This window comes from Pseudomonas sp. NFACC05-1, assembly GCF_900100135.1.
Classification (GTDB): domain Bacteria; phylum Pseudomonadota; class Gammaproteobacteria; order Pseudomonadales; family Pseudomonadaceae; genus Aquipseudomonas; species Aquipseudomonas fluorescens_Q.
In genome coordinates this window covers 368,700-391,423 of the sequence record NZ_FMTR01000002.1, presented here as the reverse complement: position 1 = coordinate 391,423, position 22,724 = coordinate 368,700, and the positions used below count along the sequence as shown (strand labels likewise).

The following is a 22,724-nucleotide window of genomic DNA, read 5'->3' as shown; positions in this document are numbered from 1 at the left end:
GGGCTGCTTCGCAGCCCAGCGGGAGCAAGCTCCCTCGCCACAGGTAATGGTGGTAATCCGTTAGAAATCCTTGCACAACCGCAGGGCGTCGTAGATGGCGGCGTGGGTATTACGCTGGGCCACGCAGTCGCCAATGCGGAACAGCAGGTAGCCATCGCCACTTTGCTCCAGGCACGGCTGAGGCTTGATCGCGAACAGGGCTTCGACGTCGATCTGGCCCTTGTTGCGCGAACCTTCCTTGAGCGCGTAGTAGATTTCTTCATCGGGCCGCACGCCGTTTTCCACCACCACCTGGTCCACCACGCGTTCTTCCTTGGCCCCGGTGTATTCGTTCTCCAGCACCGCCACCAGCTTGTCGCCTTCGCGGTAGACCTTCTCCAGCATCATGTCCCCGGTCATGATCACTTCCTTGGGGTACATGCTGCGGTAGTAGGTGGGGAACGACGTCCCGCCAATGGCGACGCCCGGCTTGATGTCGTCGGTGACGATCTCCACCTGGCTGCCCTTGTCGGCGAGGAAGTCGGCCACCGACATGCCGGTGAACTCGCAAATGGTGTCGTAGACCAGCACGTTCTTGCCTGGCGCGACCTTGCCGTCGAGCACGTCCCAGCTGCTGACCACCAACCCTTCAGCGGCGCCCCAGTGCTCGTTCTGCTCCAGGAACGGATGGCCGCCGACGGCCAGCACCACCACGTCCGGACGCAAGTCCATGATGGTTGCCGCATCCGCCGCCACGCCCAGGCGCAGGTCGACTTTCAACCGCGCCAGCTCCAGTTGGAACCAGCGGGTGATACCGGCGATCTGGTCCCGTTGCGGGGCTTTCGAGGCGGTGGTGATCTGCCCGCCGATGAATTCTTTTTTCTCGAACAGGGTCACGTCGTGCCCACGTTCGGCGGCCACACGCGCCGCCTCCATCCCCGCTGGGCCGGCACCCACGACGACCACCTTGCGTTTCGGCCCGGTGGACTTCTCGATGATGTGTGGCACACCCATGTATTCACGGGACGTCGCGGCGTTCTGGATGCACAGCACGTCCAGGCCTTGGTACTGGCGGTCGATGCAGTAGTTGGCACCGACGCACTGCTTGATCTGGTCGATCTGGCCCATCTTGATCTTGGCGATCAGGTGCGGGTCGGCGATGTGGGCGCGGGTCATGCCGACCATGTCGACGTAACCGCCCTCCAGGATCCGCGTGGCCTGGTTCGGGTCCTTGATGTTCTGCGCATGCAGCACCGGGACCTTGACCACTTCCTTGATGCCGGCGGCCAGGTGCAGGAACGGCTCCGGTGGATAGCTCATGTTCGGGATGACGTTGGCCAGGGTGTTGTGGGTGTCGCAACCCGAGCCCACCACGCCGATGAAATCCAGCATGCCGGTGTCGTCGTAGTACTTGGCGATCTGCTTCATGTCCTCGTGGGACAAGCCGTCCGGGTGGAATTCGTCACCGCAGATGCGCATGCCCACGCAGAAGTCGTCACCCACCTCGGCGCGTACGGCTTTCAGCACTTCCAGGCCGAACTTCATGCGGCCTTCGAAGCTGCCGCCCCATTCGTCGGTACGCTTGTTGACCCGCGGGCTCCAGAACTGGTCGATCATGTGCTGGTGCACGGCGGACAGTTCGACACCGTCCAGGCCACCGGCCTTGGCCCGCCGTGCCGCCTGGGCGTAGTTGCCGATCACCCGCCAGATTTCTTCCGGCTCGATGGTCTTGCACGTGGCGCGGTGCACCGGCTCACGCACACCGGACGGCGACATCAGGGTCGGCCAGTTGAAGCCGTCCCAACGGGAGCGACGGCCCATGTGGGTAATCTGGATCATGATCTTGGCGCCATGCTTGTGCATGGCGTCAGCCAGGTTCTGGAAGTGCGGGATGATGCGGTCGGTGGACAGGTTCACCGAGCTCCACCATTCCTGCGGGCTGTCGATGGCAACCACCGACGAGCCACCGCAGATCGCCAGGCCGATGCCGCCCTTGGCCTTCTCTTCGTAATACTTCACGTACCGGTCGGTGGTCATGCCGCCGTCGGTGGCGTAGACCTCGGCGTGCGCGGTGCTGAGCACGCGGTTGCGGATGGTCAGCTTGCCGATCTGGATCGGCTGGAACATTGCTTCAAAAGCCATGGCGCGATCCTCGACTTACAACGGCTTGACGATGAACAGGCCGTCGTCGTGGCCTTCTTCGGAACCGCCGTAGACCTGCTCGGCCACGGTGCGGATCGAGCTGCCACGAGCGGCGAGGATCTGGTCCATGGCGCCGGCGAACCAGCCGGTGAACATGTAGTCGACCTTGCGCCCGACCTTGCCGTACACATAGACGAACGCCGAGTGTTCGAGCTTGACGCTGGCGGTGCCTTTGTCCAGGTCGATGTCCTGGATCTTGAACAGGCCCCAGCCACGCTGGGACAGGCGCTTCATGTAGTGTTCGAACACCTCGACGCCTTCCAGGCCATGGCATTCGGCTTCTTTTTCACACCAGTGCCAGGCGGATTTGTAGCCGGCCTTGTAGAGAATCTCGGCGTAGGCGTCGGCGCCCAGGACTTCTTCGATGCCCATGTGGTTGTTGACGAAGAAGTGACGCGGCACATAGAGCATCGGCAGGGCGTCGGAGGTCCAGACACCGGTTTCGCTGTCGACTTCGATAGGCAGTTGGGGGGCGATTTTGGCCATGAAAACTTGACTCCGGAAATGCGTGGTATTGCCTGCGGCGCACAAGGCCGCAGGTAAAGGATTCAGCGGTGCGGCGGCGGTTATTCGCCCCAGACGTCTTTGAGGACGTTGACCCAGTTCTCACCCATGATCTTGCGCACCACCCGCTCAGGGTGACCGCGCTTGAGCAGCGTCTCGGTGAGGTTCGGGAACTCGCCCACGGTACGGATGCCCAGGGGGTTGATGATCTTGCCGAAGCTGGTCAGACGACGGGCGTAGCCCTTGTCGTGGGTCAGCATCTCGAAGAACGCCTGGTCGTGGCCCTGGGTGAAGTCGGTGCCGATACCGATGGCGTCTTCACCGACGAGGTTCATGGTGTATTCGATGGCCTCGGCGTAGTCGTCGATGGTCGAATCGATGCCCTTGGCCAGGAACGGCGCGAACATGGTCACGCCGACAAAGCCACCGTGATCGGCAATGAACTTCAGTTCTTCATCGGACTTGTTGCGCGGGTGCTCTTTCAGGCCGGACGGCAGGCAGTGGGAATAGCAGACCGGCTTCTTCGACTCGAGGATGACCTCTTCGGAGGTCTTGGAACCGACGTGGGACAGGTCGCACATGATGCCGACACGGTTCATCTCGGCGACGATCTCACGACCGAAGCCCGACAGGCCGCCGTCGCGCTCGTAGCAACCGGTGCCCACCAGGTTCTGGGTGTTGTAGCACATCTGCACCACACCGACGCCGAGCTGCTTGAAGATCTCGACGTAGCCGAGCTGGTCTTCGAAGGCATGGGCGTTCTGGAAACCGAAGATGATGCCGGTCTTGCCCTGCTCCTTGGCGAGGCGGATGTCGGCGGTGGTTTTCACCGGGATCACCAGATCGCTGTTTTCGCGGATCAGTTTCTGGCTGGCTGCGATGTTGTTGATGGTGGCCTGGAAGCCTTCCCATACCGACACGGTGCAGTTGGCTGCGGTCAGGCCGCCCTTGCGCATGTCTTCGAACAGTTCGCGGTTCCATTTGGCAATGATCAGCCCGTCGATAACGATGCTGTCGGCGTGCAATTCGGCTGGGCTCATCAGGCAGTCCCCTTTTATCGGATTTCATGCGCCGAATCGTCTGCCGGCGCTTTGGGGCCAGCATATGCCTGAGGGCCGTGGCGACCCGGTGCAAAAACGACAGGGGAATTGCCGAAAGCGTCAATCCACGACAATGGACTACAACAGGCCCATCCTACCCGTCTGTTCTTTACCCGACGGTTGCGCCAGAATCCGCCGCATCACTGGTTTTCACTGGACTTGAGCGGCAACGCAATGAAATCACTCTTCCTGGCTTTGGCACTGATCAGCACCGTCGCACATGCGACCGAAGACACCGAACCCAACCCCTGCGACGAAGTTGAAAACGACGTCCAGACCCTGGCCTGCTCGGCCTACGGCAAGACCGCCGCCGAACAGCTGCTCAATGAAAACCTGCAAAGCCTCTTTGAGCGCCTGCAAACCCGCTACGCCAGCGACAAGGCGCAACTCAACGACATCACCGCCAAGGTCAAGACCGCCCAACAACTGTGGCAAAAGCAGCGCGACGCCGACTGCGCCATCGCCGCCTTCCCGGCCAAACCCGGCAGCGAAGCCTACAAGATCGCCGAGAACGACTGCATGGCCCAGGTGAGCGATGATCGGTCGGAGTTTTTGGAGTCGATTGGGCAGGATTGAAGGTTATCCACGGAGCAATATCCAGACACCTTTCATGTGTTGGCCCCACGCCTATCCGCGCCTGGCGCGAACACCTGAACCTGACTCAGGATGAAGTTGCCAGGCGCCTAGGGATTTCTCAACCGGCATTTGCCCAGCAAGAATCGGTCGCAAAGCCTCGCCGGGCTACCCGAGAGAAAATTGCCGCTGCCTTTGGTATCCATGCTGATCAGTTAGAGCTGTAAGCTGCACGTCACCACCGAGCAAAGAGATTCCCATGAAAACCTGCGGCATCGAAATCAAAGGCAGCGAAGCGATCATCGCCGTTGTCTCGCTGGAACAGCAGACACTGGCCCACGTCGCCCTGAACACCAAGAAAATCACCCTGGACGACGATGACGAAGCCGCCAACGTCAAGGCGTTTGCCGCCCAGGTACGGACTTTCGTGGCTGAGCATGGCATCGAACGCATCGCCATAAAGAAGCGCAGCAAGAAAGGCGAGTTCGCCGGTGGGCCGACGACGTTCAAGATCGAAGGGGTTTTCCAGTTGCTGGACGGTTGCGAGGTGACGCTGCTGTCGCCGCAGACCATCAATGCGCAGAGCAAGAAACATGACTTCGTCTTGCCGGCGACGCTGAACAAATATCAGCATGAGGCGTACAAGGCGGCGTGTTCGGCGTTGGTGAAGAAGTAAGCCAATCTCTCAGACGAAACACCCCCGTGGCGAGGGAGCTTGCTCCCGCTGGGGCGCGCAGCGGCCCTGCTTTTGGGGCCTGCTACGCAGTCCAGCGGGAGCAAGCTCCCTCGCCACAGATGAATGACCGATGACTGGCGGTATCAAGCTTTTATACCCAATTATGGCGACAGGTATAATTTATAGTCCCGGGCATAATTGAGTATAAAAGCCTGTCAAACCAGCTCCCGCCCACCCTCCAATCGCTGCCGGGTCCTCTCAAACCAGATACGACTGGTTCTATGGAATGGTCCCCGTGGCTCCGTGGGTCAGCGTTTCCCAAAGGTAATGAAACTTTCCTTTGACGGGGCGATGCTTTTGCAGAAAAAGCGACGTCTGCGGCAGGGAGACGCCTTGACGCAGCGCGTAGTGATTGAATCCTATCTCGAACGTACCGACCGTATCGTTCTTGAGCCCATCATAGGCCTTGCATAATTTTGCTTGATCACCATTTTGATAGGCACTGTGCAACTCCATCGCCGCCGCAATGCGCAACGCTGCCTGGCTGGCTTGATCCTCATATAAATCAATCTTCTGTAAACGAGCGCTCTCCGCCACATTGATGATTGCCGCCAAACCATAAGCTGCGTGTTCGAAGTCCCGACAACTTTCTTGCGACAAGCCTTCCAAGTAGGCTTCCGGGCTGCCCCAATGCACATTGATTTGCGCATTGCTACGCCGACACCACGGAGCATCCTTCGGACGTGCGCCATCAGAGGCAAGATAAATATACGACGAAACAAGGCCACGCCACTTCGAAACAGCATCATCCAACCATGCCTGATTCTTATTGAACACGGCAATATTAAACATCGCCTCGATGGCACTTGCATGCCAGTTCTTGTTATAGCAAGTATAGCTTCCGGAAAAAGCACGCAGCACATCAGGATAGTATTGCCTTGCAAATAACCTGCTCACCTTGTCTTTTTCCGACTGGGGCCAACCATCGTAGGAATATTTGACAATTTCAGCGGCCCGCGTAAACAGCCCTGCCGTCCATGCGGCTTGCAAGGGACCATTACTATTGGTGTGACCACCGGTCAGCGTATCGGCCCATGCATTAAGAATTTTTCGTACGTTTTCCGCATAACGCGGATCACCACTCAACCGCCATAATAAAGCCTGGGTGTAGGCTGCCCGGGCGTCCCGGGTCTCGTCCGAACAGCCATTATTTGGATTGGAATACGAACCACACTCTACAGTCGCCCAAGGCCTAGGCTCGTAATCTCTATCGGCCAAGGAGTCTTGCAAAGTCTTTTCATAGGCGCTCTTCCAGGGTTCTCGGTATATATTTTCCTTCACGTATCGTAATTGCTTGAAGTCCACCAGAATTCCGGGATGGGAAAAATCTGCTTGTGCCAACCGACTGACCAACAGCAATACAAAAAAAAGCCAACCCTTTCCCTTCATGCACAGTACCTCCCTTGGCACCTGTTCAGCCCGAGTTAAAATATATTTTTGAATGGACAGACATCCCTATCCGTTCGTCAGGACTAACAGCGAACAGTCTTTAAAAAAGCCAAGGGAATCGCCAGAAGTAATTTAAATCAAAAAATTTAAAGATTTATTGTCGGCGAGCGAGCTCTTGAAGTTTGTTTTCAAACCAACTGCCGTCGCCGATCCTCCCGCGGGCATCGCTCGAACCGTGCCCGATAGCTGCGGGTGAAGTACGACGGCGACTCAAAGCCGCAGGCGATGCTCACTTCCAGCACACTCATGTCGGTCTGGCGCAGCAACTGCCGGGCCTTCTCCAGGCGCAGCCTCAGGTAGAAGTTGCTCGGGGTGTCGTTCAGGTGCAGGCGGAACAGGCGTTCGAGTTGGCGCCGGGTGACGCCAATGGATTCGGCCAGTGCCAAGGTGCTCAGGGGCGGTTCGCTGTGGGTTTCCATCTCGCCGATGACGTGCACCAGCTTCTTGTTGCGAATGCCATAGCGGTTGGCGATTTCCATGCGCTGGTGATCTTTGCGCGGGCGGATGCGGCCGAGCACGAACTGCTCGCTGACCTGGATCGCCAGTTCCGAACCGTGGGCCTGGCCGATCAGGTCCAGCATCAGGTCGATGGAAGCCGTGCCGCCCGCGCAAGTAATGCGGCGACGGTCGATCTCGAACAGTTCCTGGGTCACGCTGAGTTGCGGATAAGACTCCTTGAACGCCTCGATCGCTTCCCAGTGCAAGGTCACGCGGTGCCCTTCCAATAGCCCCGCCTCGGCCAACACCACGCTGCCGGTGTCGATGCCGCCCAGGGTCACACCTTCGTTGTCCAGCCGATGCAGCCAGCGCTCCAGCGTCGGGGTGGAGAATTCGAGCGGTTCGAACCCGGCCACCACCCAGAGGGTCGCGCCCTTCTTCAGCGGCTCCAGCGCGGCATCGGCGTTGACCGACATGCCATTGCTCGCCAGCACCGGCCCGCCATCGATACTCAGCACATGCCAGCGGTACAGCTCGCCACGAAACCGATTGGCGACCCGCAACGGCTCGATGGCCGAAATGAAACCGATGGCCGAAAAACCCGGCATCAACAAAAAGTAGAAATCCTGGGACATGGAGCGCACTCGGTTGGCGGGTAGCGTGCGGACCTTGATACGCCAGTTGCAAGGCCCATTCAAGAGTCGCTGCAGTGCAAGAGCACGTCGCCGCTGTGCGTTTCGCCAAGTGCCGGGCTGCGTAACTTGGCATCACCGGCGCACAGACACCGGACCCCATAACAATAAGCTGCCGAGGAACCCGACATGAAACGACTGATCAGCTCCTGTGTACTTACACTTTGCGGCACCACTTTCCTCAATGGCGCCGCCATGGCTGCCGAGCCCGCCGCGTGCCAGAACGTGCGCCTGGGCGTGGTCAACTGGACCGATGTCATCGCCACCAGCGCCCTGACCCAAGTGATGCTCGACGGCCTCGGCTACAAGACCAAGCAAACCAGCGCCTCCCAGCAAATCATCTTCGCCGGCATCCGCGACCAGCGCCTGGACTTGTTCCTGGGTTACTGGAACCCGTTGATGACCCAGACCATCACCCCGTTCGTCGAGGCCAAGCAGGTCAAAGTGCTAGAGCAGCCCAGCCTCAAGGACGCCCGCGCCACCCTGGCGGTACCGACCTACCTGGCCGACAAGGGCCTGAAAACCTTCGCCGACATCGCCAAATTCGAAAAAGAGCTGGGCGGCAAGATCTACGGCATCGAGCCGGGCTCCGGCGCCAATACCCAGATCAAGGCGATGATCGCCAAGAACCAGTTCGGCCTGGGCAAATTCCAACTGGTCGAGTCCAGCGAGGCCGGCATGCTCGCCGCCGTGGACCGCGCCGTGCGGCGCAAGGAAGCCGTGGTGTTCTTCGGCTGGGCGCCGCACCCGATGAACGTCAACGTGCAAATGACCTACCTCACCGGCAGCGACGACGCCCTCGGCCCGAACGAAGGCATGGCCACCGTGTGGACCGTCACCGCGCCGGACTACGCCCAACAATGCCCGAACGTCGGTCGCCTGCTGAGCAACCTGACGTTCAGCGCCGAAGATGAAAGCCGGATGATGCAGCCGTTGCTCGATCACAAGGACCCGCTCGAATCGGCCCGGCAATGGCTCAAGGATCATCCGCAAGACAAGCAGCGTTGGCTCGAAGGCGTCACCACCTTCGACGGCAAGCCCGCCGCCGACAACCTGAAACTGACCAGTAACTGAACAACCGCTATCCATCTGCGCAGCACCAAAGGGCTGCGCAGTGACTTACCACGCCTGAAGGAATCCGCACCATGAACCACGACGTCATCATCACCTGCGCACTCACCGGTGCTGGCGACACGACCGCCAAGAGCCCTCACGTACCGGTCACCCCGAAACAGATCGCCGCAGCCGCCATCGAGGCGGCGAAGGCCGGGGCCACGGTGGTCCATTGCCACGTCCGCGACCCGCAGACCGGCAAGTTCAGCCGCGACGTGGCGCTGTACCGCGAAGTGATGGAGCGCATCCGTGAAGCGGACGTGGACATCATCGTCAACCTCACCGCCGGCATGGGCGGCGACCTGGAGATCGGTGCGGGCGAACAGCCAATGGAATTCGGCCCCAACACCGACCTGGTGGGCCCGCTGACCCGCCTGGCTCATGTCGAAGAGCTGTTGCCGGAAATCTGCACGCTGGATTGCGGCACCCTGAACTTCGGCGACGGCGACACCATTTACGTCTCCACTCCGGCGCAACTGCGGGCCGGCGCCAAGCGCATCACCGAACTGGGGGTCAAGGCCGAGCTGGAGATCTTCGACACCGGTCACCTGTGGTTCGCCAAGCAACTGATCAAGGAAGGCCTGCTGGACAACCCACTGTTCCAACTCTGCCTGGGTATCCCGTGGGGCGCACCGGCCGACACCACCACCATGAAAGCCATGGTCGACAACCTGCCGGCGGACGCGGTGTGGGCGGGTTTCGGCATCGGCCGCATGCAAATGCCGATGGCCGCCCAGGCCGTGCTGCTGGGAGGCAACGTGCGGGTCGGGTTGGAAGACAACCTCTGGCTGGACAAAGGCGTACTCGCTACCAACGGTCAGTTGGTGGAGCGGGCCGGCGAAATCCTCAGCCGCCTCGGCGCCCGCGTGCTCACCCCGGCTGAAGGTCGCAAGAAAATGGGGCTGACCCAGCGCGGCTGAGCCGAACGTACACATTGGATCTGCAGTGACTGCAGGTCTCAAGACCACCAAGATCAAATGTGGGAGCGAGCTTGCTCGCGATAGCGGCGGTACATCCAGGGCATCTGCAGCACCTGGAATCCGTCATCGCGAGCAAGCTCGCTCCCACAGGGAATCGGCGAATCATTAGGAAAACACCATGAGCTTTATCACCGACATCAAGACCTTCGCCGCCCTGGGCAGTGGTGTAATCGGCAGCGGCTGGGTCAGCAGGGCCCTGGCCCATGGCCTGGACGTCGTCGCCTGGGACCCGGCGCCGGGTGCCGAGGCGGCATTGCGCAAACGCGTCGCCAACGCTTGGGGCGCGCTGGAAAAACAGGGCCTGGCCCCTGGCGCCTCGCAGGATCGGCTGCGCTTTGTCGCGACCATCGAAGAATGTGTGCGCGACGCCGATTTCATCCAGGAAAGCGCCCCCGAGCGCCTGGAATTGAAGCTCGAATTGCACGGCCAGATCAGTGCCGCTGCCAAGCCGAACGCGCTGATCGGTTCCAGTACCTCGGGGCTGCTGCCGAGCGAATTCTACGAAGGCGCCACCCATCCGGAGCGCTGCGTGGTCGGGCACCCGTTCAACCCGGTCTATCTGTTGCCGCTGGTGGAAGTGGTCGGCGGCAAAAACACCGCGCCCGAAGCCGTACAGGCGGCGATGCAGGTGTACGAATCCCTTGGCATGCGGCCGCTGCACGTGCGCAAGGAAGTGCCCGGTTTCATTGCCGACCGCCTGCTCGAAGCGCTGTGGCGCGAAGCCCTGCACCTGGTCAACGACGGGGTGGCGACCACCGGGGAAATCGACGATGCGATCCGCTTTGGCGCCGGCTTGCGCTGGTCGTTCATGGGCACGTTCCTGACCTACACCCTGGCCGGCGGCGATGCCGGGATGCGGCACTTCATGGCCCAGTTCGGCCCGGCGCTGCAACTGCCGTGGACCTACCTGCCAGCGCCAGAGCTGACCGAAAAGCTGATCGACGATGTGGTGGACGGCACGAGCGCGCAATTGGGCAGCCATAACATCTCGGCCCTGGAGCGCTATCGTGACGATTGTCTGCTGGCTGTGCTGGAGGCGGTGAAGGCCACCAAGGCCAAGCATGGCATGGCGTTCAGCGAATAAACACCTCCCTTGTGGCGAGGGAGCTTGCTCCCGCTGGACTGCGAAGCAGTCCCAAAACCGGCAAATGCGGTGTATCAGTCAAATCGTATTCGCTGGTTTTACGACCGCTTCGCGGCCGAGCGGGAGCAAGTTCCCTCGCCACAAGGGTGTACACCAGCGACTATTTGTGGAGTTCCAGCATGCCCACCCTAACCACCTATCAAACCCGCATCCTCCCCGAATGGGTCGATTACAACGGCCACCTGCGTGATGCCTTCTACCTGCTGATCTTCAGCTACGCCACCGACGCGCTGATGGACCGGCTCGGCATGGACAGCCAGAACCGCGAAGCCAGCGGCCACTCGTTGTTCACCCTCGAACTGCACCTGAACTACCTGCACGAAGTGAAGCTCGACGCCCAGGTCGAGGTGCACACGCACATCATCGGCCACGACGCCAAACGCCTGCACCTCTACCACAGCCTGCATCTGGTCGGCGGTGATAAAGAGCTGGCCGGCAATGAACAGATGCTACTGCACGTCGACCTGGCCGGCCCGCGCTCGGCGCCTTTCACCGAACAGACCCTGGACCGGCTCGGCGCCCTGCTCGACGAACAATCCGACCTGCCGCCGCCGCTGTACATCGGCCGGATCATCGCCCTGCCTCTCCCCCGATAAGCCGCGAACAGGAGATCGCCATGAACACCGCCGCCGCCTTTGCCGACTTTCGCCATTACCCCTTGATCTTCCCATTGACCGCCGTCACACCCTTGGCCGACCGGATCCAAGTGATGTGGGCCGATGGCCGGGCAAGCCCCTTTCATCACCCGTGGCTGCGGGACAACTGCCCTTGCCCTCAATGCGTCTACAGCGTCACCCGCGAGCAGGTGCTGGAAATCATCGACGTCCCTGAAGACATTGCCCCCGGCGCAACCTACCTCGACGACGAAGGCTGCCTGTGCGTGGACTGGCAGGACGGTCACCAGAGCCGTTTCGACCCGGGCTGGTTGCGCGCCCACGCCTACGATGATCAGTCCCGGGCCGAGCGCCTGGCGAACAAGCCTCGGCGCCAACTGTGGCGGCACGACCTGCAATTGCCAGTGTTCGACTACCCGGCACTGATGGACGATGCCCATGCGTTGTTGCAATGGTTGCTGGCGGTGCGCGACATCGGCCTGACCCAGGTGCGCGGCGTACCCACCGAACCCGGCTCGCTGACACGGATTGCCCAGCGCATTTCCTTTATTCGCGAGAGCAACTTCGGTGTGCTGTTCAATGTGCAGTCCAAAGCCGATGCCGACAGCAACGCCTACACCGCTTTCAACCTGCCATTGCACAGTGATTTGCCGACCCGGGAATTACAGCCGGGGCTGCAATTCTTGCATTGCCTGGTGAATGACGCCGACGGTGGCGAGAGCATTTTTGTCGACGGGTTTGCCATTGCTGAAGCACTGCGCCAGGAAGACCCCGAGGCCTTCGACGCGCTGTGCCGGATCCCCGTGGAGTTTCGCAACAAGGACCGTCGCAGCGACTACCGCTGCCTGGCGCCAATCATCGCGCTGGACGCCCTCGGCCAGGTTTCGGAAATCCGCATGGCGAACTTCCTGCGTGGGCCGTTCGACACCACGGTCGAGCAGATGCCCAAGCTTTACCGCGCCTACCGCCGCTTCATCGCCCTGACCCGCGAGCCACAATTTCGCCTGGTACAGCGTCTCGAACCCGGCCAGCTCTGGTGCTTCGACAACCGCCGCACCCTCCACGCCCGCAATGCCTTCGACCCGGCCTCCGGGGCCCGGCATTTCCAGGGATGCTATGTGGATCGGGATGAGTTGTTGTCGCGGATTCTGGTGTTGCAGCGCTAGGCCGCGTCATCGTTCATCGCCGGACACCCAAGCTTTCCCTGATTCACAGGCAAAAAAATCCCCGATCAAGCCGTGACAGGATCGGGGCAGGTTGCGTTACTGGAGGAGCTGTCGCGCGAGGGTGACCAGACCATCGTGATTCAGCTTGAGGTCAGTGTGCCCAGTCCAGCTCCGTGCAAGTTAGCCGAAAACGACGCCTCCATAGTCATTCATGACATTGCGACCATTTGCCCTTGCCGCCGCTTCGGGTGGCTACCAGAATCGAGACACGACCCCAATCCCTGAACAAGGAAAAGCGTCATGATGTACGCCGATTTGATCGACCAGGAAGACCTGCTGGGCCATCTCAAGGCCCTGGGCCTGCAAATACCCAGCGGCTCCACCGCCGAGCAGGCGTGCGAGTGCGCCGTGCGGGGGCTGGACACCGTCCGGGCCAATGATTTGCGGCGGATGGTCAAGGAGATGTACACCAGCAGCGCCACTATCCTGCCGGCCGTGCGCCAGGCGATTGATAAGCAGCTGTTGCCGGCGTTGATGCAATACCAGCAGAACCATAGCGCCTGACCCTGTGGCGAGGGCGCTTGCTCCCGCTCGGCCGCAAAGCGGTCGTAAAACCAGCGAATGCCATTTGACTGATACACCGCATAGGCCGGTTTGGGACTGCTTCGCAGTCCAGCGGGAGCAAGCTCCCTCGCCACAGAAAGCTGCTAGAGCCTCACACTGGCAAACGTCGACTCATTACGCGCCTGGCTCAGCGCCGACAGCGGGCCGGACAATGGCGACAGCACCAACGCCTGCGGCAACGGCATCATCGCCACCTGCTGCGTGGTGTTGGAACCGACGCGTTCGTCACGCGGCGGAATGCCGAAGTATTCGCGGTAGCACTTGGAGAAGTGCGGGGTGGAGACGAAGCCGCACACCGAGGCCACTTCGATGATCGACATCGGCGTCTGCTTGAGCAGTTGCCGTGCACGAATCAACCGCAGCTTGAGGTAATAGCGCGACGGCGAGCAGTGCAGGTATTTCTGGAACAACCGCTCCAGCTGACGCCGGGACACGGCGACGTACACCGCCAGTTCATCCAGGTCGATCGGCTCTTCGAGGTTGGCTTCCATCAGCGCAACGATTTCCTGCAACTTCGGCTGGTTGGTGCCGAGCATGTGCTTGAGCGGCACACGCTGGTGATCCTGTTCGTTGCGGATACGCTCGTAGACGAACATTTCCGAGATCGCTGCCGACAGTTCACGGCCATGATCACGGCTGATCAGGTGCAGCATCATGTCCAACGGCGCGGTGCCGCCGGAGCTGGTGAAGCGGTTACGGTCGAGGGTGAACAAGCGGGTACTCATCGATACCCGTGGGAAAGCTTCCTGCATTGCCGCCAGGCATTCCCAGTGCACGCTGCAATCGAAGCCGTCCAGCAGACCGGCGCAGGCCAGGGCCCAACTGCCGGTACAAACCGCGCCGAGGCGACGGGATTGGCGGGCCTGGCTCTGCAGCCACGACACGTGTTCGCGGGTCACGGTACGCTGGATGCCGATGCCGCCACAGACGATGACAGTATCCAGGGCCGGCGCCTTGTGCATCGAGGCATCGGGGGTGATCTGCAAGCCGTCGCTGGCCCAGACCTGGCCGCCATCGACTGTAAGGGTCGTCCAGCGATATAGCTCGCGACCGGACAGTTGGTTGGCCATGCGTAGCGGTTCTACCGCGGACGCCAGGGAAATCAGCGTGAAATTGTCCAGCAGCAAAAAGCCGATGGATTGAGGCGCACGGTTCTGGGGTTGGGCCCCGGAGTTGGACGTCGTCATCGCGGTATCTCCTCACACAAAGCGGGTGATGGCCTCAGGCGGAGGCTCTTTTTATTGGGTTATTTGCCATTGCTCTCCACGAGGGAGACGGGCTTTACAGTGTTACAGCAATTGTCATGCCTAAATTGAATGCGCGTTCAATAAATCCTGAAAACGACATCGCGGCCTGTCTATTCAAGGCGTATTTCGAGGGACGGTTATCAGGACTTTGGCGGGTGTCTGGCCCCCGTCACGCGGCACCGTGAGCAGATCGGTAGCACTTGTGGGAACTGGGCTGCGGGGCTTGCGCAACAGGTATCACCACAAGTGCGGCGACGGACGGTCGCGTGGCACCCGACGGTGGGGCCGACCGTTCGTCTCTTGTCTGTTTGCGACGCGCTAAAAGGTGGCGTGTTTCGAGGTGGGTGTGCATTTTACGAGCGGTTTTAGTTCTTTGTGGCGAGTGGATTTGTGGCGAGTGGATTTGTGGCGAGTGGATTTGTGGCGAGGGGATTTATCCCCGCTGGGCTGCGCAGCAGCCCTCGACTCATACACATCTGTAAAACCATAGGGGGCCGCTTCGCAGCCCAACGGGGATAAATCCCCTCGCCACAGGTGCTGGCCTAAAGAGGGCAGTGGGAGCTTTGGATCAGCACTCCACCGCACTGACCGCCAAGCCGCCGCGCGAGGTCTCTTTATATTTGTCATGCATGTCGGCACCGGTATCACGCATGGTGCGGATCACCCGGTCCAGGGAGATGAAGTGCTGGCCGTCACCCCGCAGCGCCATTTGCGCGGCATTGATGGCTTTCACCGCGGCAATCGCGTTGCGCTCGATGCACGGCACCTGCACCAGGCCGCCCACCGGATCGCAGGTCAGGCCGAGGTTGTGTTCCAGGCCGATTTCCGCCGCGTTGCACAGTTGCTCCGGCGTGGCCCCGAGGATCTCCGCCAGGCCTGCCGCCGCCATGGCGCAGGCCGATCCCACTTCACCTTGGCAACCGACTTCGGCGCCAGAAATCGATGCGTTCTTCTTGCACAGGATCCCGATGGCCGCCGCACCGAGGAAATAATCCACGACGTTGGCGTCGGTGACCGCTTCGCTGAACTTCATGAAGTAATGCAGCACCGCCGGAATGATCCCCGCCGCGCCATTGGTCGGCGCCGTGACCATGCGTCCGCCGGCGGCATTCTCTTCATTGACCGCCAGGGCGAACAGGTTAACCCACTCCATGGCGCTGAGGGTCGAGCCGATGACATTGGGTTTGTTCAGCTCTTGCAGGCTGCGATGCAACTTGGCCGCCCGCCGACGCACATTCAAACCGCCCGGCAGGATGCCTTCGTGCTTGAGGCCCTGCTCGACGCAATCCTGCATGGCCCGCCATAGTTTCATCAGGCCACTGCGAATCTCTTCTTCGGACCGCCAGACCTTTTCGTTGGCCAGCATCAACTCGGCTACTCGCAAGTTGTGGGTACGGCACAGCTCAAGCAATTCTTCGGCGCTGGAGAAATCGTAAGGCAGCTCAGTGCTGTCCAGATCCACCACGCCGCTGGAGGCCTGGGCCTGATCGACGACAAAGCCACCGCCGACCGAGTAATAAGTGTCACGGTGCAGCTCGCCGTCGGCGCCCTCGGCCACCAGCGTCATCGCATTGGGATGGAACGGCAGGTTCTCGTCGATCAGGCGCATGTCCCGGGACCATACGAACGGCACCGGCAGGCGACCGTCGAGCAGCAGGGTCTGGGTTTCACGCAGCAGCTCGATACGCGGGCCGATCTGCGACGGGTCGATTGCGTCCGGCCACTCCCCCATCAGGCCCATGATCACGGCGTTGTCGCTGCCGTGGCCAATGCCGGTGGCCGACAGCGAACCGAACAATTGCACCTCGACCCGGCGCACATCATTGAGCAGGGCCTTTGCCTTCAGCGCTTCAACGAACAGCGCCGCGGCACGCATGGGGCCCACGGTGTGGGAACTGGACGGGCCGATACCGATTTTGAACAAGTCGAAAACGCTGATTGCCATTGCCGAAAACCTCCAGAACAGGCACATCCGGGCGCAGAAGCGTCCGGTGACGGAGCTGCTACGCTCAACGCCGGGATGGCCGCATCATCCGGTTTTTGCCTTGGGGTCCGACGTCTGACACCGACGCAATCATGCCCAGCAACGCCGTCCCGTCCTGGCCCCGGTTTTGCGCCGTTTTTCTGCGTATCAGAGGCCCGCCAGGGGCGGAAAAAATCTGTAAACGACGTCACCGACACTGGATGCGACCCTCCCTGTACTGGATACGACCCACCCTGTAGGCGTCAGATTTGCACTGGTACATGATCGGTTACGGCTCGTTTGCAAGGCCGCGTGTCAGAGAGTGCCCACGCGCCACCAACCGCAACATCCAATAAGCGCGGTTGTCCTGACCGGACACCGCCGATAAAACACCAGGAGTCCACCCATGAAAGGTTCCACATCGTTGTTGTTGGCCGCCATGCTGAGTCTTCCGATGCTGGCCAACGCTGCTGAACCCGAACAGTGCAGCACCGTCAATTTCTCCGATGTCGGCTGGACCGACATCACCGTGACCACCGCTACCACCAGCGTGGTGCTCGACGCCCTCGGCTACAAGACCAAGACCACCATGATTTCCGTGCCGGTGACCTACAAGTCCCTGGCCGATGGCAAGAACATGGATGTATTCCTCGGCAACTGGATGCCGACCATGGAAAACGACATCAAGGCCTACCGCGAAGCCGGCACCGTGGAAACCGTGCGCACCAACCTCAAGGGCGCCAAGTACACCCTCGCCGTGCCTCAGGCTTTGTATGACAAAGGCCTGCACGACTTCGCCGATATCCCCAAATTCAAGAAAGAGCTGGACGGCAAGATCTACGGCATCGAACCCGGCAACGACGGCAACCGCCTGATCCAGAGCATGATCGAAAAGAACGCCTTCGGCCTGAAGGACGCAGGCTTCAAAGTCGTCGAGTCGAGTGAAGCGGGCATGCTCTCGCAGGTCGACCGTGCCGCCAAGCGCGGCACCGATGTGGTGTTCCTCGGCTGGGCACCACATCCGATGAACACCCGTTTCAAGATCCAGTACCTGACCGGCGGTGACGACTTCTTCGGCCCCGACTTCGGTGCCGCTACCGTGGCGACCAACACCCGCAAGGGCTACAGCCAGGAATGCAGCAACGTTGGCCAACTGTTGAAAAACCTGGAGTTCACCGTCGACATGGAAAGCCAGCTGATGGGCAACGTGCTCGATGACAAGATGAAACCTGAGGCCGCCGCCAAGGCTTGGTTGAAGAAAAACCCACAGGTACTCGATACCTGGCTCGCTGGCGTGACCACCATTGACGGTAAACCTGGCCTGGAAGCCGTGAAAGCCAAACTTGCGCAATAACTGCTGATGTTATGCCGGGCGAGTTCGCTCGCCCGGGCTGTTTATTCCCTTGCATGCGGACGTTCACTACCATGCTTATTGATCAGAAAATACCTTTGGGCCAGTACATCGCGGGCTTTGTCGAATGGTTGACGCAAAACGGCGCCAACACATTCGACGCAATCGCGCTGTTCCTGGAAACGATGATTCACGGCGTGACGTTCGCGCTGACCTGGTTCAACCCCCTGGCCCTGATCGGCCTCATTGCGCTATTGGCGCACTTCATCCAGCGCAAATGGGGCCTGACCGTATTCGTCATCGCGTCCTTCCTGCTGATCCTCAACCTGGGTTACTGGCAAGAAACCATGGAAACCCTCGCCCAGGTGTTGTTCGCGACCCTGGTTTGCGTACTGATCGGCGTGCCGCTGGGCATTGTTGCCGCGCACAAGCCGATGTTCTACACAATGATGCGTCCGGTACTCGATCTGATGCAGACCGTACCGACCTTCGTTTACCTCATTCCTACCCTGACCCTCTTCGGGCTGGGTGTGGTCCCAGGCTTGATCTCCACGGTGGTGTTCGCGATTGCCGCGCCCATCCGCCTGACCTACCTGGGCATCCGCGACGTACCGGACGAACTGATGGACGCCGGCAAAGCCTTCGGCTGCTCCCGTCGCCAGCTCCTATCGCGCATTGAACTGCCCCATGCGATGCCCAGCATCGCGGCCGGTATCACCCAGTGCATCATGCTGTCGTTGTCGATGGTGGTGATCGCCGCACTGGTGGGCGCCGATGGCCTGGGCAAACCCGTGGTCAACGCACTGAACACCGCCGATATCGCCCTGGGCTTCGAAGCCGGCCTGGCGATCGTATTGCTGGCGATCATGCTCGACCGAATCTGCAAACAACCCGACGCTAAAGTAGGGGGTGACGCATGAGCATCATTCGTTTCGAAGACGTCGATGTTATTTTCTCCAACCGCCCCAAGGCCGCGCTGGACCTGCTGGACAAGGGCCTATCGCGACCCGAGATCCTGCAGCAGACCGGCCTGATCGTCGGTGTGGAAAAAGCCAGCCTGTCCATCGAGAAGGGTGAGATCTGCGTCCTGATGGGCCTTTCCGGCTCCGGTAAATCCAGCCTGCTGCGCTGCATCAACGGCTTGAACACGGTCAGTCGTGGCAAGTTGTTCGTCGAGCATGAAGGGCGGCAGATCGACATCGCTTCCTGCTCCCCTGCCGAACTGAAGATGATGCGCACCAAGCGCATCGCCATGGTGTTCCAGAAGTTCGCCCTGATGCCTTGGCTGACCGTGCGCGAGAACATCAGCTTCGGGCTGGAAATGCAGGGCCGTCCCGAGAAGGAACGGCGCAAGCTGGTGGATGAGAAGCTGGAGCTGGTGGGCCTGACCCAGTGGCGCAACAAGAAACCCGACGAGCTGTCCGGCGGTATGCAGCAACGGGTCGGCCTGGCCCGCGCCCTGGCGATGGACGCCGACATCCTGCTGATGGACGAACCATTTTCGGCCCTCGACCCGCTGATCCGCCAGGGTTTGCAGGACGAACTGTTGGAACTGCAACGCAAACTGCAAAAGACCATCGTGTTCGTCAGCCATGACCTGGACGAAGCCCTGAAGCTGGGTACGCGGATCGCCATCATGAAAGACGGCAAGATCATCCAGTACAGCAAGCCGGAAGAGATCGTGCTCAACCCGGCGGACGACTATGTGCGCACCTTCGTCGCCCACACCAACCCACTCAACGTCCTGTGCGGTCGCAGCCTGATGCGCACCCTGGACAACTGCAAGCGCATCAACGGTTCGGTGTGCCTGGATCCGGGCGGCGACTCCTGGCTCGACCTGGCCGAAGGCAACACCATCAAGGGCGCCCGTCAGAATGGCGCGGCGCTGGACCTGCAGAACTGGGTACCGGGCCAAGCCGTCGAAGACCTGGGCCGGCGTCCGACCCTGGTTGATTCCAACATCGGCATGCGCGACGCGCTGCAGATCCGCTACCAGACCGGCAACAAACTGGTGCTCCACGATAACCAGCAAGTCGTCGGCATCCTGGGCGACAGCGAGCTGTACCACGCACTGCTGGGCAAGAACCTGGGCTAAGCCTGCACACGAAAACGCCGCGAGATGATCGCGGCGTTTTCGTTTGTGCATTTGCTGACTACTGACTACTGACTACTGACTACTGACTACTGACTACTGACAAGCTTGGCCTGAAATACAGTTGTGGCGAGGGGATTTATCCCCGCTGGGCTGCGAAGCAGCCCCAAAAGCCAGGTGTCTCGGTGTGTCAGACAACATGAGGTCGCCGCTTTTTGGGCTGCTGTGCAGCCCAACGGGGATAAATCCCCTCGCCACAACAGTATTCCAGCTATCAATGGGCGTTAGGCCTCCACACCAGCCGACGAGTGTTATAAAGACATCCCGAAAAAGTCCTCGCCCCGCACGGCGGGTTTCCCATGTGCCTTCAAGCGCCCTTTACACATGGAAATCCCGACAGACAGCGACGACTTGTCATAGAACCTGTTTTTTGTTGATTGAACGTTCAATCAAAACAAAATAGACTGGCTTTCATTCCGGCAGACGACTCTCGCCCGCCGGATGGCCTAAGGAGATGTGCTAGATGCCCAAGGTCGGTATGCAACCCATCCGCCGCCAACAACTGATCGAAGCCACGCTGCAAGCGGTCGATCAAGTCGGCATGGGGGACGCCAGCATTGCGTTGATCGCCCGTTTGGCCGGTGTCTCCAACGGCATCATCAGTCACTACTTTCAGGACAAGAATGGCCTGATCGCGGCCACGGCCCAGTACCTGATGACTGTCCTGAGCGAGAACGTCACCGCGCGCCGCCAGGCGCTGGAGGACACAAGCCCCCGGGCTCACCTGAAGGTGATCATCGAAGGCAACTTCGACGCCAGCCAGGTCAACGGCCCGGCAATGAAAACCTGGCTGGCCTTCTGGGCCACCAGCATGCACCACCCGTCTTTGCACAGGTTGCAGCGGATCAACGATCACCGCCTGTATTCCAACCTGTGTAGCCAGTTCCGCCGCGTGTTGCCCGTCGATCAGGCGCGCAGCGCAGCAAGGGGCCTGGCCGCGTTGATTGACGGTTTGTGGCTGCGCGGAGCGCTGTCGGGAGACGCTTTCGATACCGCCCAGGCGCACCGGATCGCTTACGAATACATGGATTTCCAACTGACCAAAGCAGGGGCACCAGAGCACACAGAACCGCTCGACTCCTGAACCGCCGCCGAACCGCGTAGTCAGCTATAAACGACACGCTCCGGTGGCCAGCCAACCACTTATGCACTTGCGAGGACTTTATGGCCCGTTTCGAACTGCAAAAACTCTACATCGATGGCGCGTACAGCGATGCCAGCGGCGACGCCACTTTCGAAGCCATCAACCCTGCCAACGGTGAGGTCCTTGCCCAAGTGCAGCGTGCGACTTTCGAGGACGTCGAGCGCGCCGTGGTCAGCGCCGAAAAGGGCCAGAAAGTCTGGGCCGCCATGACCGCCATGCAGCGTTCGCGCATCCTGCGTCGCGCGGTGGACATCCTGCGCGAGCGCAACGATGAGCTGGCCGCCCTGGAAACCCTGGACACCGGCAAGGCCTACTCCGAGACCCGCTATGTCGACATCGTCACCGGTGCCGATGTGCTGGAATACTACGCCGGCCTGGTGCCCGCTATCGAAGGCGAGCAGATCCCGTTGCGCGACACGTCTTTCGTCTACACCCGTCGCGAACCCCTGGGCGTAGTGGCTGGTATCGGCGCGTGGAACTACCCGATCCAGATCGCCCTGTGGAAATCCGCACCGGCCCTGGCAGCCGGTAACGCGATGATCTTCAAGCCGAGCGAAGTCACCTCGCTGACCACCTTGAAACTGGCCGAGATCTATACCGAAGCCGGCGTTCCGCCAGGCGTCTTCAATGTCCTGACCGGCAGCGGCCGTGAAGTCGGCACCTGGCTGACCGAGCACCCGCGCATCGAGAAAGTCTCCTTCACCGGCGGCACCGACACTGGCAAGAAAGTCATGGCCAGCGCCTCGAGTTCTTCGCTCAAGGACGTGACCATGGAACTGGGCGGCAAGTCGCCGTTGATCATCTTCGACGACGCCGACCTGGATCGCGCCGCCGACACCGCGATGATGGCCAACTTCTACAGCTCCGGCCAGGTCTGCACCAACGGCACCCGCGTGTTCGTGCCGAGCCACCTCAAGGCCGCCTTCGAAGCCAAGATCGCCGAGCGCGTGGCGCGCATCCGCATCGGTAATCCAGAGGACGAAAACACCAACTTCGGCCCGCTGGTGAGCTTCGCCCACATGGAAAGCGTGCTGGGCTACATCGAGAAAGGCAAAGCCGAAGGCGCGCGCCTGCTGTGCGGTGGTAGTCGCCTGACCGACGGTGAATTGGCCAAGGGCGCTTTCGTCGCCCCGACCGTGTTCACCGATTGCACCGACGAGATGACCATCGTGCGTGAAGAAATCTTCGGCCCGGTGATGAGCATCCTCACTTATGAAACCGAAGAAGAAGTGATCCGCCGCGCCAACGACACCGACTTCGGCCTGGCCGCCGGCGTCGTCACCCGCGACCTGAACCGCGCCCACCGCGTGATCCACCAGCTCGAAGCCGGTATCTGCTGGATCAATGCCTGGGGTGAGTCCGATGCCAAGATGCCGGTGGGCGGCTACAAACAATCGGGCGTGGGCCGGGAAAACGGCATCAGTTCGCTGAACAACTTCACCCGCATCAAATCGGTACAGGTCGAGTTGGGCGATTACGCGTCGGTGTTCTGATTGGGCATGTGACCTTGAGTGAACGCTGTTGTGGCGAGGGGATTTATCCCCGTGGGGCTG

The 22,724-nt window shown here is 60.7% G+C and carries 20 protein-coding genes and 1 pseudogene; 14 read left to right on the top strand and 7 right to left on the bottom strand.

What is annotated here, in order from left to right; genetic code table 11:
* Window positions 1–60 precede the first annotated feature (60 nt).
* The 3 genes from dgcA to BLO97_RS06000 all read right to left on the bottom strand — a co-directional run bounded on the left by dgcA (window position 61) and on the right by BLO97_RS06000 (window position 3,725).
* Window positions 61–2,121 carry a dimethylglycine demethylation protein DgcA gene (gene dgcA, locus BLO97_RS06010; RefSeq protein ID WP_047230382.1) on the bottom strand — a complete coding sequence of 687 codons (2,061 nt, stop codon included), beginning with the start codon at window positions 2,119–2,121 and terminating at the stop codon, window positions 61–63.
* Window positions 2,122–2,136: 15 nt separating this feature from the next.
* Window positions 2,137–2,667 (bottom strand): DUF5943 domain-containing protein, encoded by a 531-nt coding sequence (locus tag BLO97_RS06005; protein WP_092345288.1) that lies wholly within the window; start codon window positions 2,665–2,667, stop codon window positions 2,137–2,139.
* 80 nt (window positions 2,668–2,747) lie between these two features.
* Window positions 2,748–3,725, bottom strand: coding sequence for a dipeptidase (locus BLO97_RS06000; RefSeq protein WP_063324039.1), 978 nt, complete (start codon window positions 3,723–3,725; stop codon window positions 2,748–2,750).
* 234 nt (window positions 3,726–3,959) lie between these two features.
* Here BLO97_RS06000 and BLO97_RS05990 point away from each other — a divergent pair, with 234 nt between their 5' ends.
* The 3 genes and pseudogenes from BLO97_RS05990 (at window position 3,960) to BLO97_RS05980 (ending at window position 5,034) form a co-directional block, all read left to right on the top strand.
* Window positions 3,960–4,361: a lysozyme inhibitor LprI family protein gene (locus BLO97_RS05990; RefSeq protein WP_092345286.1), complete on the top strand. Its 402-nt coding sequence runs from the start codon at window positions 3,960–3,962 to the stop codon at window positions 4,359–4,361.
* A 41-nt stretch (window positions 4,362–4,402) separates the two neighbouring features.
* Window positions 4,403–4,585: pseudogene (locus tag BLO97_RS05985) on the top strand (helix-turn-helix domain-containing protein); the annotation flags it as partial.
* A 32-nt stretch (window positions 4,586–4,617) separates the two neighbouring features.
* Complete coding sequence (locus tag BLO97_RS05980; protein WP_092146293.1) at window positions 4,618–5,034, top strand: DUF3010 family protein; 417 nt, start codon at window positions 4,618–4,620, stop codon at window positions 5,032–5,034.
* A gap of 279 nt (window positions 5,035–5,313) precedes the next feature.
* Here BLO97_RS05980 and BLO97_RS05975 read toward each other — a convergent pair whose 3' ends face one another.
* Complete coding sequence (locus BLO97_RS05975; protein WP_092345284.1) at window positions 5,314–6,483, bottom strand: alginate lyase family protein; 1,170 nt, start codon at window positions 6,481–6,483, stop codon at window positions 5,314–5,316.
* Between the two features lie 188 nt (window positions 6,484–6,671).
* On the bottom strand, window positions 6,672–7,616 hold the full coding sequence (locus BLO97_RS05970) for a GlxA family transcriptional regulator (protein ID WP_092345282.1): 945 nt from the start codon (window positions 7,614–7,616) through the stop codon (window positions 6,672–6,674).
* A 186-nt stretch (window positions 7,617–7,802) separates the two neighbouring features.
* On the opposite strand from BLO97_RS05970, the gene BLO97_RS05965 reads away from it, so the two are divergent.
* The 6 genes from BLO97_RS05965 to BLO97_RS05935 all read left to right on the top strand — a co-directional run bounded on the left by BLO97_RS05965 (window position 7,803) and on the right by BLO97_RS05935 (window position 13,254).
* Window positions 7,803–8,747 carry a choline ABC transporter substrate-binding protein gene (locus tag BLO97_RS05965; protein ID WP_092221453.1) on the top strand — a complete coding sequence of 315 codons (945 nt, stop codon included), beginning with the start codon at window positions 7,803–7,805 and terminating at the stop codon, window positions 8,745–8,747.
* 71 nt (window positions 8,748–8,818) lie between these two features.
* A complete protein-coding gene (locus BLO97_RS05960) occupies window positions 8,819–9,706 on the top strand; it encodes a 3-dehydrocarnitine:acetyl-CoA trimethylamine transferase CdhC (protein WP_072342220.1) in 888 nt (295 codons plus the stop codon).
* Between the two features lie 178 nt (window positions 9,707–9,884).
* Complete coding sequence (locus BLO97_RS05955) at window positions 9,885–10,850, top strand: L-carnitine dehydrogenase (protein WP_092345280.1); 966 nt, start codon at window positions 9,885–9,887, stop codon at window positions 10,848–10,850.
* Window positions 10,851–11,029: 179 nt separating this feature from the next.
* Window positions 11,030–11,506 (top strand): thioesterase family protein, encoded by a 477-nt coding sequence (locus BLO97_RS05950; protein WP_092146282.1) that lies wholly within the window; start codon window positions 11,030–11,032, stop codon window positions 11,504–11,506.
* Window positions 11,507–11,526: 20 nt separating this feature from the next.
* Window positions 11,527–12,690: a gamma-butyrobetaine dioxygenase gene (locus tag BLO97_RS05945; protein ID WP_092221451.1), complete on the top strand. Its 1,164-nt coding sequence runs from the start codon at window positions 11,527–11,529 to the stop codon at window positions 12,688–12,690.
* A gap of 300 nt (window positions 12,691–12,990) precedes the next feature.
* A complete protein-coding gene (locus BLO97_RS05935) occupies window positions 12,991–13,254 on the top strand; it encodes a hypothetical protein (protein ID WP_018612353.1) in 264 nt (87 codons plus the stop codon).
* Between the two features lie 143 nt (window positions 13,255–13,397).
* Here BLO97_RS05935 and BLO97_RS05930 read toward each other — a convergent pair whose 3' ends face one another.
* Window positions 13,398–14,501, bottom strand: a complete 1,104-nt coding sequence (locus BLO97_RS05930) for a choline metabolism transcriptional regulator GbdR (protein ID WP_003177576.1) — start codon at window positions 14,499–14,501, stop codon at window positions 13,398–13,400.
* Window positions 14,502–15,129: 628 nt separating this feature from the next.
* Complete coding sequence (locus BLO97_RS05925; RefSeq protein WP_092345278.1) at window positions 15,130–16,506, bottom strand: L-serine ammonia-lyase; 1,377 nt, start codon at window positions 16,504–16,506, stop codon at window positions 15,130–15,132.
* Between the two features lie 424 nt (window positions 16,507–16,930).
* On the opposite strand from BLO97_RS05925, the gene BLO97_RS05920 reads away from it, so the two are divergent.
* The 5 genes from BLO97_RS05920 (at window position 16,931) to betB (ending at window position 22,664) form a co-directional block, all read left to right on the top strand.
* Window positions 16,931–17,878: a choline ABC transporter substrate-binding protein gene (locus tag BLO97_RS05920; RefSeq protein ID WP_063324026.1), complete on the top strand. Its 948-nt coding sequence runs from the start codon at window positions 16,931–16,933 to the stop codon at window positions 17,876–17,878.
* A gap of 71 nt (window positions 17,879–17,949) precedes the next feature.
* A complete protein-coding gene (gene choW, locus BLO97_RS05915; RefSeq protein WP_014340605.1) occupies window positions 17,950–18,795 on the top strand; it encodes a choline ABC transporter permease subunit in 846 nt (281 codons plus the stop codon).
* Window positions 18,792–19,970: a choline ABC transporter ATP-binding protein gene (gene choV, locus BLO97_RS05910; RefSeq protein ID WP_063324024.1), complete on the top strand. Its 1,179-nt coding sequence runs from the start codon at window positions 18,792–18,794 to the stop codon at window positions 19,968–19,970. Before choW ends, choV begins: the two co-directional genes overlap by 4 nt.
* Window positions 19,971–20,490: 520 nt before the next feature.
* A complete protein-coding gene (gene betI / locus BLO97_RS05905; protein ID WP_063324023.1) occupies window positions 20,491–21,111 on the top strand; it encodes a transcriptional regulator BetI in 621 nt (206 codons plus the stop codon).
* An 80-nt stretch (window positions 21,112–21,191) separates the two neighbouring features.
* On the top strand, window positions 21,192–22,664 hold the full coding sequence (betB, locus tag BLO97_RS05900; RefSeq protein WP_092146278.1) for a betaine-aldehyde dehydrogenase: 1,473 nt from the start codon (window positions 21,192–21,194) through the stop codon (window positions 22,662–22,664).
* Window positions 22,665–22,724: the final 60 nt, after the last annotated feature.

Excerpts from the sequence above, each read along its gene's own strand:
- BLO97_RS06005 (WP_092345288.1), bottom strand. The coding sequence starts at position 2,667 with ATGGCCAAAATCGCCCCCCAACTGCCTATCGAAGTCGACAGCGAAACC.
- choW (WP_014340605.1), top strand. The coding sequence starts at position 17,950 with ATGCTTATTGATCAGAAAATACCTTTGGGCCAGTACATCGCGGGCTTT.
- dgcA (WP_047230382.1), bottom strand. The coding sequence starts at position 2,121 with ATGGCTTTTGAAGCAATGTTCCAGCCGATCCAGATCGGCAAGCTGACC.
- BLO97_RS05965 (WP_092221453.1), top strand. The coding sequence starts at position 7,803 with ATGAAACGACTGATCAGCTCCTGTGTACTTACACTTTGCGGCACCACT.
- BLO97_RS05920 (WP_063324026.1), top strand. The coding sequence starts at position 16,931 with ATGAAAGGTTCCACATCGTTGTTGTTGGCCGCCATGCTGAGTCTTCCG.
- BLO97_RS05945 (WP_092221451.1), top strand. The coding sequence starts at position 11,527 with ATGAACACCGCCGCCGCCTTTGCCGACTTTCGCCATTACCCCTTGATC.
- betI (WP_063324023.1), top strand. The coding sequence starts at position 20,491 with ATGCCCAAGGTCGGTATGCAACCCATCCGCCGCCAACAACTGATCGAA.
- BLO97_RS05990 (WP_092345286.1), top strand. The coding sequence starts at position 3,960 with ATGAAATCACTCTTCCTGGCTTTGGCACTGATCAGCACCGTCGCACAT.
- BLO97_RS05925 (WP_092345278.1), bottom strand. The coding sequence starts at position 16,506 with ATGGCAATCAGCGTTTTCGACTTGTTCAAAATCGGTATCGGCCCGTCC.
- BLO97_RS05975 (WP_092345284.1), bottom strand. The coding sequence starts at position 6,483 with ATGAAGGGAAAGGGTTGGCTTTTTTTTGTATTGCTGTTGGTCAGTCGG.
- betB (WP_092146278.1), top strand. The coding sequence starts at position 21,192 with ATGGCCCGTTTCGAACTGCAAAAACTCTACATCGATGGCGCGTACAGC.
- BLO97_RS05970 (WP_092345282.1), bottom strand. The coding sequence starts at position 7,616 with ATGTCCCAGGATTTCTACTTTTTGTTGATGCCGGGTTTTTCGGCCATC.
- BLO97_RS05930 (WP_003177576.1), bottom strand. The coding sequence starts at position 14,501 with ATGACGACGTCCAACTCCGGGGCCCAACCCCAGAACCGTGCGCCTCAA.
- BLO97_RS05935 (WP_018612353.1), top strand. The coding sequence starts at position 12,991 with ATGATGTACGCCGATTTGATCGACCAGGAAGACCTGCTGGGCCATCTC.
- BLO97_RS06000 (WP_063324039.1), bottom strand. The coding sequence starts at position 3,725 with ATGAGCCCAGCCGAATTGCACGCCGACAGCATCGTTATCGACGGGCTG.
- BLO97_RS05955 (WP_092345280.1), top strand. The coding sequence starts at position 9,885 with ATGAGCTTTATCACCGACATCAAGACCTTCGCCGCCCTGGGCAGTGGT.
- BLO97_RS05960 (WP_072342220.1), top strand. The coding sequence starts at position 8,819 with ATGAACCACGACGTCATCATCACCTGCGCACTCACCGGTGCTGGCGAC.
- BLO97_RS05950 (WP_092146282.1), top strand. The coding sequence starts at position 11,030 with ATGCCCACCCTAACCACCTATCAAACCCGCATCCTCCCCGAATGGGTC.
- choV (WP_063324024.1), top strand. The coding sequence starts at position 18,792 with ATGAGCATCATTCGTTTCGAAGACGTCGATGTTATTTTCTCCAACCGC.
- BLO97_RS05980 (WP_092146293.1), top strand. The coding sequence starts at position 4,618 with ATGAAAACCTGCGGCATCGAAATCAAAGGCAGCGAAGCGATCATCGCC.